Source organism: Marinobacter sp. NFXS11 (assembly GCF_040148675.1).
GTDB lineage: Bacteria > Pseudomonadota > Gammaproteobacteria > Pseudomonadales > Oleiphilaceae > Marinobacter.
Map to the genome: position 1 here is coordinate 1,836,055 of NZ_JAGDDV010000001.1, position 12,165 is coordinate 1,848,219.

Annotated in this window: 15 protein-coding genes; 3 read left to right on the forward strand and 12 right to left on the reverse strand. The window is 54.9% G+C overall.

The window, feature by feature from the left end:
• Window positions 1–96: 96 nt before the first annotated feature.
• From J3362_RS08570 to cysP, 4 genes are read right to left on the reverse strand one after another with little or no spacing between them, the layout of a single operon-like run.
• Window positions 97–1,185, reverse strand: a complete 1,089-nt coding sequence (locus tag J3362_RS08570) for a sulfate/molybdate ABC transporter ATP-binding protein (RefSeq protein WP_349519132.1) — start codon at window positions 1,183–1,185, stop codon at window positions 97–99.
• A gap of 9 nt (window positions 1,186–1,194) precedes the next feature.
• Window positions 1,195–2,025: a sulfate ABC transporter permease subunit CysW gene (gene cysW, locus J3362_RS08575; RefSeq protein WP_349519133.1), complete on the reverse strand. Its 831-nt coding sequence runs from the start codon at window positions 2,023–2,025 to the stop codon at window positions 1,195–1,197.
• A 3-nt stretch (window positions 2,026–2,028) separates the two neighbouring features.
• The gene (gene cysT / locus J3362_RS08580) at window positions 2,029–2,901 is read right to left on the reverse strand and encodes a sulfate/thiosulfate ABC transporter permease CysT (protein ID WP_349519134.1); all 873 of its coding nucleotides are present in this window, start codon (window positions 2,899–2,901) and stop codon (window positions 2,029–2,031) included.
• 18 nt (window positions 2,902–2,919) lie between these two features.
• Window positions 2,920–3,954 (reverse strand): thiosulfate ABC transporter substrate-binding protein CysP, encoded by a 1,035-nt coding sequence (gene cysP, locus J3362_RS08585; RefSeq protein WP_349519136.1) that lies wholly within the window; start codon window positions 3,952–3,954, stop codon window positions 2,920–2,922.
• Window positions 3,955–4,198: 244 nt separating this feature from the next.
• Here cysP and J3362_RS08590 point away from each other — a divergent pair, with 244 nt between their 5' ends.
• The 3 genes from J3362_RS08590 to J3362_RS08600 all read left to right on the forward strand — a co-directional run bounded on the left by J3362_RS08590 (window position 4,199) and on the right by J3362_RS08600 (window position 7,662).
• Window positions 4,199–5,071, forward strand: coding sequence for an NAD(P)-dependent oxidoreductase (locus J3362_RS08590; RefSeq protein WP_349519137.1), 873 nt, complete (start codon window positions 4,199–4,201; stop codon window positions 5,069–5,071).
• Between the two features lie 69 nt (window positions 5,072–5,140).
• Window positions 5,141–6,625, forward strand: a complete 1,485-nt coding sequence (locus J3362_RS08595) for a glutamate-cysteine ligase family protein (protein ID WP_349519138.1) — start codon at window positions 5,141–5,143, stop codon at window positions 6,623–6,625.
• Complete coding sequence (locus J3362_RS08600) at window positions 6,622–7,662, forward strand: M14 family metallopeptidase (protein ID WP_349519140.1); 1,041 nt, start codon at window positions 6,622–6,624, stop codon at window positions 7,660–7,662. The genes J3362_RS08595 and J3362_RS08600 overlap by 4 nt, the downstream gene beginning before the upstream one ends.
• A 99-nt stretch (window positions 7,663–7,761) precedes the next feature.
• Here J3362_RS08600 and J3362_RS08605 read toward each other — a convergent pair whose 3' ends face one another.
• The 8 genes from J3362_RS08605 to J3362_RS08640 form a co-directional block, all read right to left on the reverse strand.
• The gene (locus tag J3362_RS08605; RefSeq protein WP_349519141.1) at window positions 7,762–8,667 is read right to left on the reverse strand and encodes a homocysteine S-methyltransferase family protein; all 906 of its coding nucleotides are present in this window, start codon (window positions 8,665–8,667) and stop codon (window positions 7,762–7,764) included.
• Window positions 8,668–8,800: 133 nt separating this feature from the next.
• On the reverse strand, window positions 8,801–9,133 hold the full coding sequence (locus tag J3362_RS08610) for a hypothetical protein (RefSeq protein ID WP_219122646.1): 333 nt from the start codon (window positions 9,131–9,133) through the stop codon (window positions 8,801–8,803).
• A 31-nt stretch (window positions 9,134–9,164) separates the two neighbouring features.
• The gene (locus J3362_RS08615) at window positions 9,165–9,290 is read right to left on the reverse strand and encodes a hypothetical protein (RefSeq protein ID WP_349519142.1); all 126 of its coding nucleotides are present in this window, start codon (window positions 9,288–9,290) and stop codon (window positions 9,165–9,167) included.
• A 222-nt stretch (window positions 9,291–9,512) separates the two neighbouring features.
• Window positions 9,513–9,737 carry an addiction module protein gene (locus tag J3362_RS08620; protein WP_091853959.1) on the reverse strand — a complete coding sequence of 75 codons (225 nt, stop codon included), beginning with the start codon at window positions 9,735–9,737 and terminating at the stop codon, window positions 9,513–9,515.
• Between the two features lie 125 nt (window positions 9,738–9,862).
• Entirely contained in the window at window positions 9,863–10,717 is an 855-nt protein-coding gene (locus tag J3362_RS08625) for an IS3 family transposase (RefSeq protein ID WP_349519269.1), read from the reverse strand.
• Window positions 10,714–11,085 (reverse strand): transposase, encoded by a 372-nt coding sequence (locus J3362_RS08630; protein WP_141067886.1) that lies wholly within the window; start codon window positions 11,083–11,085, stop codon window positions 10,714–10,716. Before J3362_RS08630 ends, J3362_RS08625 begins: the two co-directional genes overlap by 4 nt.
• A 37-nt stretch (window positions 11,086–11,122) precedes the next feature.
• Complete coding sequence (locus tag J3362_RS08635) at window positions 11,123–11,563, reverse strand: hypothetical protein (protein ID WP_349519143.1); 441 nt, start codon at window positions 11,561–11,563, stop codon at window positions 11,123–11,125.
• A 47-nt stretch (window positions 11,564–11,610) separates the two neighbouring features.
• On the reverse strand, window positions 11,611–12,063 hold the full coding sequence (locus J3362_RS08640; RefSeq protein WP_349519144.1) for a hypothetical protein: 453 nt from the start codon (window positions 12,061–12,063) through the stop codon (window positions 11,611–11,613).
• Window positions 12,064–12,165 lie beyond the last annotated feature (102 nt).

Below are 12,165 nucleotides of genomic sequence, written 5' to 3' on the forward strand. Positions count from 1 at the left end.
CTCTCTGATGCAGAGAATTATAGGCGAGGGATAAAAACCAGAGATGATCTGGGGCAAGTACCCGGCTCATCAATCACCGGGTAGATGCCATCAGGTCTACCAAACGAGGGTCTTCGGCTCCTGTGAGTGTTCGCAGAACAAATGCCCCACATCCGGCACGGCAAAGCAGCGGTCACCCCGCTGGGGTTGGCGGGCGTTGAACTCGGTGTGGCTGATACCAACTTCCCACAGCTCCTCGCTCTCCCAACCATCGGGCTTGAGTTCGATGCGTACTTCCGCACCGATCAGGTTGATGGCCTCGATCCGGAAAGGCAGATGGGCCTCATCGCTTGCGGCGTGGGTCAGTCGCACTTCGTGGGGCCTCAGGTAGAGCTGCGCGTCATCGTTTTCGCAGCCTTCGGGCAGTCGCATCCAGGCGTCACCCTGGCGCATGACACCATCGCGGATCTTGCCAGAAAGCACATTCACCTGCCCCAGAAATTCAAACACAAACCGGCTGTCCGGGCGGCCATAGAGTTCCAGAGGTGTATCAACCTGCTCAATCCGGCCGTTGCTCATCACAACCACCTGATCTGAGAGCTCCAGGGCCTCTTCCTGATCGTGGGTCACGAACACGCTGGTGAAGTGCAGCTCGTCGTGGAGGCTGCGCAGCCAGCGGCGCAGGTCTTTTCGCACCTTGGCATCAAGCGCTCCGAAGGGCTCATCCAGAAGAAGGATCTCCGGACGCATGGCCATGGCCCGTGCCAGGGCGATGCGTTGCTTCTGACCGCCGGAAAGCTGCGCCGGGTAACGGTCCGCAAGGTGTTCCAGCTGAACCATTTCCAGCAGGTCTTTTACCCGCTTGCGGATCTCGGGCTTGCCGGGGCGCTCCTTGCGCGGAAGCACATTGAGGCCAAAGGCCACGTTCTCGGCCACCGTCATGTGGCGGAACAACGCATAGTGCTGGAACACAAACCCCACACGCCGGTCCCGCACATGCAGATCGGTCACATCCTTGCCGCTGAACCGGATTCTGCCCTCTTCCGGGGTTTCCAGGCCGGCGATAATCCGCAGCAGCGTAGTCTTTCCCGAACCGGAAGGGCCCAGCAACGCCGTAAGCTGGCCGTCCGGAATGGTCAGATTGATGTCATGCAGGGCCTGGAACTTGTCGAAAAACTTGTTGATACCCTGTATCTCGATGCTCATTGGAAACCCTTAGTTACGACTCTGACGCCATTCAACGATGGCCTTTACGACAAGCGTGATCAGCGCAATGCCTGCAAGCAGCGAAGAAGCTGCAAACGCGCCCACAGTGTTGTAATCCTGGTAAAGCAGCTCTACCTGCAACGGCAGCGTATTGGTCTCGCCCCGGATGTTGCCGGAGACCACCGAAACGGCACCGAACTCACCCACCGCCCGGGCGTTGGTGAGGATAACGCCGTAAAGAAGCGCCCAGCGGATATTTGGCAGGGTCACGCGTCGGAACAGCTGCCAGCCGGACGCGCCCAGCACCACACCGGCTTCTTCCTCTTCCCGACCCTGCTGCTGCATCAGCGGAATCAGCTCCCTGGCCACGAACGGACAGGTCACAAACACTGTCACCATCACGATGCCAGGCCAGGAGAACATCAACTGGATGTCGTACTCACCGAGCCACTGCCCGACCCAACCATTACTGCCGTAAAGCAGGAGAAACAGCAGGCCAGCCACTACCGGGGAAACCGCGAACGGAATATCAATCAGGGTGGTCAACAGCTTGCGCCCGGGGAACCGGAAACGGGTGACCAGCCAGGCCAGGAATACGCCGAACACCATGTTTAAGGGCACGGTGAGCAGAGCGACAAACAGCGTCAGGCCGATGGCATGAAGCGTATACTCATTGAGAATATTGCTGACGTAACCAGCCCAGCCTTCGGCAAACGCTTGCACGAAGATGAGCACCAGCGGCATGAACAATAACAACAAGGTGAGAGCCACAGCGAAACCGATCAGGGTGCGGCGAACTAACGGGCTGTCGCCAACGCGGCGATGTTTGCGTGCAGCCATGCCCTAACCTCCGTGTAGACGCTTGAGATAGCGCCCCTGCCAGACATTGATCACCAGCAGCAGCAACAGCGACACGGTCATGACCACCGCGGCGATAGCACTGGCCGCCGGGAAGTCGTATTCCTCCAGGCGAACAAAGATCATCAGACTGATCACTTCGCTGATGTACGGCGAGTTGCCGGCAATGAAGATAACCGCACCATACTCCCCAAGGCTTCGGGCGAACGAAAGCGCACCGCCGGTTACGACAGCCGGCCAAAGCGTCGGGAACAGGATCTTCCGAAAGACAGTCATATCCGAAGCACCGAGACTCATGGCCGCTTCTTCGTCCTCCGGCGCCATTTCCTCCAACACCGGCTGTACCGTGCGCACCACAAAAGGCACGCTGGTAAACGCCATCGCCACCACGATACCAAGCGGCGTGAATGCCACTTCGATGCCCAAATTGGCGAGATACTGCCCGTACCAGCCATTCTCGGAAAACAGGGTCGCAAGCGTGATGCCGGCCACTGCGGTTGGCAGAGCAAACGGCAGATCCATGATCGCATCCAGCAGTCGCTTGCCGGGGAACTCGTAACGCACCAGTACCCAGGCCATCAGCAGGCCGAACACACAGTTGAACAGGGATGCCGCAAGGGCAGCCAGAGCGGTGACTTTATAGGACGCAACCACCCGCGGATCGGTGATCACAAACCAGAACTGCTCCCATCCCATGCCGGCGGCCCGGATAAACAGGCCGCTGATGGGCAGAAGCAGCACCAGGCTGATAAAGAAAAGCGAAATGCCGAGGCTCAGTCCGAACCCCGGCAATACGCGTTTGGTGGCGGGAGCGCTCAGCCGCTTTGCCGGGCGCTCCGAAACGTCAGTGGTGGCCATGGATCAGATGCGCGTCCCTTAGCGGCGACGCTGCAACTGGTCAAGTTTGCCGCCACTGGCAAAGTGGGTCTCCATGGCCTTTTCCCAGCTGCCGGCGATGTCCTGAATCGGCATCAGCTTCAGTTCCGGAAACTTGTCAGCCACTTCCGCTTTCACGGTTTCGTTGTGCACCCGATAGTTGAAGCCAGCCAGCATGCGCTGGGCTTCTTCGGAGTAAAGATGCTTCAAGTAGGCCTGGGCCAGTTCTTCGGTGCCCTTCTTCTCGATGTTCTTGTCGATCCAGGTCACCGGGAACTCAGCCAGGAAACTCACTTTCGGAACCACAACCTGGAAATTCTTGTCCGGGTTAAGCACCGGGATGTTGTTCACTTCGGATTCGAAGGTCAGCAGCACATCGCCCAGGCCACGCTCAACAAACGTGGTGGTGGCGCCACGGCCGCCAGAGTCGAATACCTTAACCTGGCCCAGCAGGTCGCTGAGGAAGGCATCAATCTTCTCCTGGTCGTCACCGAACTTGTCCTGGGCAAAACCCAGCGCCGCCAGGTAGGTGTAGCGGCCGTTACCAGAGGTTTTCGGGTTCGGCATGATCAGCTCGACGTCTTCGCGGATCAGGTCATCCCAGTTCTGAATATTCTTGGGGTTACCCTCACGCACCAGGAACGCCATGGTGGAATAGTATGGAGAGCTGTTATTTGGCAGGCGTGATGCCCAGTCCTCGGGAATCAGATTGCCGCGCTCGGCCAGAATGTTTACGTCGGTGACCTGGTTGTAGGTAACCACATCCGCGCCCAGGCCCTGCAGGATGGCGCGCGCTTGCTTGGAAGAGCCAGCGTGTGATTGCTGGATATCGACGGTTTCGCCGGTTTTTTCTTTCCAGTAGTCCTGGAACAGAACGTTGTATTCCGCGAACAATTCACGGGCAATATCGTAGGAGGAGTTCAGCATCTCCCGCTCCTGGGCAGAAGCCGGCCCGCTCAGCGAGAACGCCAGTGCCAGCGCGCTGAACCACAGGCCCCTACGGGCTTTGGAACCAGAAAAAATCGAATTCGGCATAGTCGGCAGAGCTCCCAGTTAACTCGGAATCTTGATATACGCCAGAGGAATAGGACGGCGTTTTCTTAGAACGCAAAGATAAGGTAGAGAACTGGGAACAACAATGCCCTGACTAGATAATTTCCGACTGGTTTAAAAGCGTTTGGTTATAACGCCGGAGAGTGATCCTCCTTGAATTGAAAAATGACGACCGCAGGTAATAGATAGAACACTTTTGAGGATGTATGAACCGGAGCAGACACAGATGACGCAAACAGTAGCTTTTATCGGACTTGGCATCATGGGTTCGCGTATGGCAGCGAACCTTCTGGACAAGGGCGACGTCAACCTGATCGTCTTCAACCGCTCGACTGAAGCCGCAAAGCCGCTGAAAGACAAAGGCGCAAAACTCACCGATTCGGCGGCCGACGCCGTTCGGCAGGCGGATGTGGTCTTCTCAATGCTTGCCTCTCCTCCCGTTGTCGAGGATATGGCCCTCGGCGAGGATGGATTTGTCAGCGCCATGGCAGAGAATGCCCTCTGGGTGGATTGCTCCACTGTGAACCCATCGTTCACCGAGCACGCCGCAGAAGTCGCCAGAGCTCTGGGCATTCGGTTCATGGATGCCCCGGTTGCCGGTACCCGTGAGCCGGCTGCAAGCGGCGAACTGACCTTCCTCGTTGGCGGCAGCGACGAGGACTATCAATCGATTGAGCCGCTCCTTCAGACCATGGGCAAGAAAATCGTGCACGTAGGCCAGGTCGGTCGCGGCACCGCCTTCAAAATGCTGGTGAACGCCATGCTGGCGCAGTCCATGCTCGCCTTTGCCGAGACCACTCTGCTGGGAGAGAAACTGGGGTTCTCAAGAGATTTCCTGATGGACACCCTGCCAAACTTACCTGTGACTCCGCCCTTTATCGGGGGCAAGGCCGAGCTGATCCGCAATGGGGACTTTGACGCCCAGTTCCCTCTGGAGCTGATGCACAAAGACCTGCACCTGTTGGAGCAAACGGCCTACGAAGTCGGCCAGCCGCTGTATCTGGCCAACCTGGCCAAAGAAGTCTATGGCAGTGCCAGCAGCAGTGGCTGGGGGCGAAAGGATTTTGCGTCGGTTTTTGAGTTTCTCAACCGGCACTGACTCGGCAATTAACGTTGGCGCATATCTTCCACTACTATCAAGATAAGTGGGTGCGAGGATGACGTTGACGTGGGACTGTCGATCAAGACAACAGAGTTTGCGCCGGAAGACTTTGAACGTTTTGCTGCCAAGGTCAGGACAGATCTCAAAGCACTCAATCGTCTTCTGAACCGGCCCGGCTTTGGCGAAGGCGCAAGCTCCATCGGAGCCGAGGTGGAGTTCTACATCGTAAACTCGGACCTGCGCGTTCAACCCATCAACACCGAAATCGCCGCCCGCGTTCAGGACCCTCAACTGACGGTTGAACTTAACCGCTTCAATCTCGAATACAACCTCAGCCCCCAGGCTTTCAAAGGCTCTCCCTTCGCCAGAACAGAGCAGGAGTTGCTCTCTGCGATCCAACGGATCAACCAGCACGCCGCGTCACTGGATGGGGAGCTTGTGCCCATCGGCATTTTGCCCACACTTCGCCAGTCCGATATGGGCGCGAAGGCAATGACAGACGAGCCCCGCTATCATGCGTTATCCAAGGCGCTGATCCAGCAACGGGGCGAGCCATTCAGCATTCATATTGGTGGCAACGACGCTATCAATCTGGAAGCGGACGACGTCTACATGGAAGGAGCAAACACCTCCTTCCAGCTTCACTGGCGGGTGCCCGCACACCGTTTTGCCGATTACTTCAATGCGGTCCAACTGGTCACGCCGGTTGTCCTCGCTCTGGCCAGCAATTCACCCAGCCTGTTTGGCCACCACCTGTGGGACGAAACCCGCATTGCCCTGTTCAAGCAATCCATTGACAGCCGATCGCCCAACCATAAAACCTGGCGCCATCCGCCACGGGTTTACTACGGCAACGGCTGGACACGCAGCGCCTGGGAACTCTTTGCCGCCTCGGCATCGCTCTATCCGCCCATTATTCCACTGATGTCAGAGGAAGACCCGATGGCGGTGGTTGATCGCGGTGAAGTGCCAAAACTGGCCGAACTGCGACTGCACCAGGGAACCACCTGGCCCTGGAACCGGGCCATCTACGACCATACCGAAGGCGGCCACCTGCGAATTGAGATTCGCTCAATGCCCGCAGGTCCCACGGCTGTTGATATGTGTGCGAACGGGCTGTTCATAATTGGCGCTGCGCTGGCAGTCCTTGATGATATTCATCATCTGACGTCGATACTTCCCTTCCACTACACGGAACACAACTTCTACCGCGCCGCGAAATATGGCGTTGGCGCAGAAATCATATGGCCACACAAGGATCAGGTTCAGTTGCAGGATACGCCCCTGTTAACCGTGGCCCGGGAGCTGCTACCCCGCGCCCGGGACGCACTGGCACAAACAGCCGTGGACGGGTCAGAAATTCACCGCCTGTTGGGAATCATCGAAGGCCGCATTGAAACCGCCATGTCTGGCGCCCGGTGGCAACGCCACATCACCGAATCTCTGTTCAAATCCCTGAGCCCAGATGAGGCCTTCCAGACCATGCTCTCTCTGTACATGGCCAACCAGAAGAAAAATACGCCGCTCCATGAATGGACATTGTCGCCGTGAGTAACTCGAACGTCCTCGATTATCTGAATGACCCATCGCCCCGGACCCTGGGCCGCTCCCCTCTTGAGTGGCTGGATCAGCTACAAAAGCCCACGATTATTCGTGTTGCCGGTCGTGATCGCTCCCGGACCCGAGCCATGGCAACGCTGCTTCACGGCAATGAGCCTTCGGGCCTGCTTGCGCTTCATCGATGGCTGCTCGAGCAGCACACCCCGGCAGTTAACTTGCTGTTTCTTCTGGGCGGCATCTACCCTGCGAAGATTCCTCCCACACTGTCATGGCGACAGCTTCCAGACGGACGTGACCTAAACCGATGTTTCAAAGAACCGTTCGAGGGAGAAGAAGGGGCAATTGCCAGGGCCATGCTGGCAGAGCTCCATAACGCGAAGCCCGAATGCCTGCTGGATGTTCACAACACCTCAGGTTCAGGCCCTGCGTTTGCCGTATCCATCACCAATGATGCGGCGCATCAGGCACTGACATCGCTCTTTACCGACCGCCTGATCATGACGGATCTACGCCTTGGGGCGCTGATGGAATATTCCGAGCAGGAGGTGCCCACGGTAACCATCGAGTGTGGTGGTTCCCAGGACGACCAGGCGCATGAATTGGCCTATGAGGGACTCGTCCGATATTGCTCAAGGCCAGATGTGTTGTCACTGGAGAAAGCGGACTGGGACGTTACTGTGCTGCGTAATCCGATCCGGGTGGAACTGGCGCCTGAAGCAACCATAGAATACCGCCGCGAACCCACCGGCCACGCCGACTTGACGTTTCCGCCCGACATCGAACATCGTAATTTCGGAATCGTGTCCCCCGATGAGCCTCTGGGATGGGTTGGCAAAAAAGGCCTCGGCATACTTACCGCGATTGGTCACAACCGAAAGGAGAACATGGAGCAGGTGCTGCAGGTCAGGGATGGGCAGATCTACCCCGCCCAGGCCCTCAGACCCTTTATGATTACCACGAACCCGGTTATTGCGAAGAGTGACTGCCTGTTTTATGCGGTCAAGGCGACGGGGGAGCCTATTTTTTAACAACGAAGGCAGCGGCTCGTTATACGCGTCCTCTGGCCTGACGTGTTAATTAACGACACTGATAATACCGGCTACATGCCACCCAATTCTGTTTAAGCACTAGGTAATATTGTCAGTTAAGTATTTGAGATGCTTGCCATCAGTACCACAACAACCACCAAGTATTTTGAGCCCGAGATCCCTGTTTAGTTGGATCATTAGCCTGCCCCATTCCGATACGGATTCCGATTTAAGCTCTTCTGAACCCTCTAGCTCAGCATGACTAAGAGATGATGCGTTTGCCTGTATGCCAATTAGCCTGCCAGATAACTTTTCAGTCAGTGTTTCTGGATTCAAAAATGATGGGTAGGAGCAATTAATAAAGTAGCCGAGGGGATGATCCGTGGTTCTGGCATCCACATAGTCAATTGCCGCATTAATTTCTGTTCCATCGAGGACCTTACCATCTGAACCAATAACGAAACTTATGATGTAAGGCAACCCTGTCTTTTCCATTGCTCGAGCAATTCCAGCTGCTTCTTCTACGGAAGGCAGCGTGACAGCAATGAGAAAATCCACTGCCGCGCTTGCAAGCTCATTGATCTGCCATTCGTGGAAGTTTCTAGCCTCATCAAATGACAATCCTTCCTCAGGAAGATAACAGTCATTCTTACACCCAATCAGACCCCCGATTTTAGCCGTCACTGTCTTGGTTTCGTTGGCAACCAGTTCTTTCATGAACCTAGCAGCCTCAACGTTGATGTCCTGGCGCTGCATTGAGGCCTCCACTCTCTCCTTGTTTGCCCGCCAAGTAGGAGTACATAGAAGTATCGGTAGATCGGCAGCCGCAGCGATGCCCAAATACTCCTGATACAAGTCACGCAACGCTGCTCTACCTTCCTCACAGTGAATCAAGGAGGTGTGAACCAAATTTTCATCTAAATCTATCTTGTCATTACGGCGGAGCCTTTCTATGACTGCGGCTTCAGCGAGAATAAATTTATGCTTTCCCAGGAGGTCTTTCATCTAAAGCTCTCAGACAATTTTGTTAATTAACGCGAAGCTTAGTGGCGACCTTGCAATGGAGGCAAAGCCGCAATGAAAAGGGCGTCCGGGGGCCATCGGCCGCGAACTGCTGCGCCTTGCTATAAGCTCTATACTACTGAATTGAATCAATAATTTTATTTCTCACAAGCTCAACCGAATCCCTGTTGTAGCCAGCAACCGCAACCATGAGTTTGCTTTGGTTAGGTGATATTTCTATACATTTAACTACAACACGGTTCGACTTTACGTTCCCGTATATTCCGTACTCATTCTCAACCTGATTTTCTAACCCCAAGACTTGCAGGGCATATGAACTTTGTATCTCGCAAGCCTCTTTGGATTTGCTCAAGTCTTTAAACCATGACCAAAGCTCAGGCGGTTTTTCCTCAGCGAGAGCTGATCCTGATAATAAAAACAAAAGAATTAAAACTGCCTTGTTGATCATGCGGATTTCCCTAATTCTTACAACGCCAGGCTCACGCGCCGGTTTGGAGCTGCGAAGCAGCGGAAAACAGGTCGCTGTGCAGCCGATTGTTAAAGCCTGCCCAGCCAGTACTGCGGACGCCGCCGGTCATGGGCAACAGCCAGAACCTGAAAGCCATCAGGTCTTTCTCGGTAAACGATAGACAAGGGAAATCTGTGAAGGGGCGCTCTACGAATATCTGGCGGCAACTCGACTTGCCATGCTTTTGGTGACTCGCCAACCAAATTGGCCAAGGCCTCAAATTCCTCTAGGAAAGCACCACCCAATCCCGGAACTTCTGATTCGTAATAACCAACTGACTCCAGGAACTCGGCTTCCGCTGCCGGGTGAAAAGCATAGTTCATTTGATCAGTGCTCTAGCCTTCCTCATGACATCCTCACCAGACACAGCCTGAACTGTGCCATTGTCGAGCTCTTCGCCTCTGCGGCGGGCCTCAAGCAACCAATCGGATCTGAGCTCCTCTTCCGACGGAGACTCCAGACTCAATACCAGTCGCTGGATCAATTGGGCTCGCTCTTCCTTAGGAAGGTGGAGCGCCTCGTCTTCAATTTTCTGGAGATTCATGAAAAAACCTCTCGTTCACGTATCGCTCAATTTTGACACGGATGGGTATCAGGTGCCACGGCTCGGATTTTTCGCTTTAACGCCTGGGCTAAGCTGCCTGATCTTGCACCACTTTGGTGGACACTTTAGGCACTGAGCTTTTCATAATCCTCCGGGGATTGGTAGCCCAGGCTCGAGTGCAATCGCTCGCTGTTATAGAACATCATGTAGCGAATGATTTCCGAGACCGCCTGCACTTTTGTGTCGAACAGACGCTTGTGGACCAGCTCCGCTTTCAGGGTGTGGAAGTAGGACTCCATGACCGCGTTGTCCAATGGATTGCCTTTGCGGCTCATGCTGCGAACCATCCCGGCCTTCTCCAGCAGTTCCCGGTATTCGTGCGCGGCGTATTCGATTCCTTGATCAGAATGGAACAGGCAACCCTGTTCTGGCATTTCGTTCAGCAACGCCATGCGCAACGCACTCTTGGTCAGTTCACTATTGCGGCGACTGCTGAACGACCAGCCCACCACTTTGCGACTGAACAGATCAATGATGGCTGCGTGGTACAGCCAGCCAGTGCGGGTTTTCAGATAAGTGAAATCCCCAGCCCACTGCTGACCGCAGCCGCTCGGTGCTTCACTGCCTTTGAGTTGATTGCCGGCGGAGCTGTAAAACGCGTGCTGCCCGGGCCGCCAAGCATACAGTCCAGTTGTAGAGGCTTTAATCTCTAGCGTCCTCATCAACCGATTTACCCGTCGACGACTGCAAGGGAGGCCCTGCTGGCGCAACGCCTGATGCACTCTTGGTGCGCCATAGGCCCGGCGATATCCCTGGTGCAATTCGATAATGGCGCCCTTGAGGACCTCATCCTGCTGTCGATGAAGGCTGACAGGGCGAGTGAGCCAGGCATAAAAGCCGCTGCGAGACACACCGAAAAACAGGCAGAGGCGCTTGATACTGAACTGATCCCGGTTCTTCTCGATAAACGCAAAAATCAGTGACGGTTTTTCTCGAAGAACCGGCGCGCCTTTTTTAGGAGGTCTATTTCCTCCTGGCGGGCATTCAGCTGTTTTTCCAGATCCTTGATGCGCTTCTTCGCCTTTGCCAGCTCGTCTTCCGCGGCGGCTTCAGAATCCGGTGGAGGGTTCACCCGTTTCGGAGAGGGCTTCTGCTTTTTCATGTGTTTGTTTTCAACCAGCGTCCCGTTGCGATGCTCCATACACCAGCGGTAAAGCATCACCGGGTGTATACCTAGCCCCTCCGCAATATCCTTGGTTTTAACGTTAGGGTGATTAGCCAGTTTAACGGCCCGCAGCTTGAACGCCAGGGTGTAACGGTCGTAGTTTCTTTTGTGGGTCTGCCCCATGATGGGCCCCTCTTAGTGTTCGGTAAAAGACCGTCCACTAAAGAGGTGCAAGATCAGCGCCCTTGTGATGGAGGCGCAGCCGCAATGAAAAGGACGTCCGGCGGCCATCGGCCGCGTACTGATGCGCCTTGTTAAAGCATTCTCGGGCTGGCAAGAAGTAGCCTGCCCTCCGAAGTTCGTGGATGCGATATTTGCCAAGGTAGACCACGCTCGGAATTACGACCAAAGCCCAAGCCACCAGCACCGCAGCCAAGTAAAAGTTTGACGACTGAATCCCGGACCTAAACTGGCCCAGCATGTAAAAAAGCGGAGCAACCATCAAAACCGAATACAGAATATAGACCGGCATTGCGATCAAGAATTTGAAAGCGCCAGAGAAATGCTTCGCTATTCTAAGAAGCGCACCTACGTAGCCCAATGTCGCCAAGAAAGCTCCAGGGACACCAACTACAACGACTAATAAAATTTGCCAGATCATAGAAGCTTTAACGCCTAGCTCTGCCGCTTGTCGGCAGCAGCGCCTTGTTAAGTGCCTGCTTTGCCATAGCTAACTCGCAGTTCATTTGAAATGGCATCTTGATATTTGCCGGTTAAGAACTGCCCCCAAGTTCTACCTTCTCTAAAACTTCGATCTCCTGGGTCGACAAGGAACACGCTCTGGATGATTGCCCATTGATTGTCTACTTTCGCCACGAAATCTACCGGATCTTGTTCTAGAGATTTAATACCGGGACAGACCACCACAACCTGCAAGCCCAACCCCCAAAACAAAGGAAAGAAGCCGACCCGAAATGCCACACTAGTTCTCAACCCTTTAAGATAAGTCCTCATATCTTTGGGGAGCACATTCAGTTCGACCACACATATAGCGCGATTTGTATTCCATGTTTGCTTCTTTAAAAGTGACACACACTCTGGAATTCTCTTGCCATAGCCGGAAACGCTTTTAAAACCATGCTCAGATAATGAATTCAGCACTGATACCCCTAAAGCACTTAACGCTGAGCACAGCGGCGACCTTGGAATGGCGACGAAGGAGCCATGGAAAGGGCGTCCGGCGGCCGTAGGCCGCGTACTGCT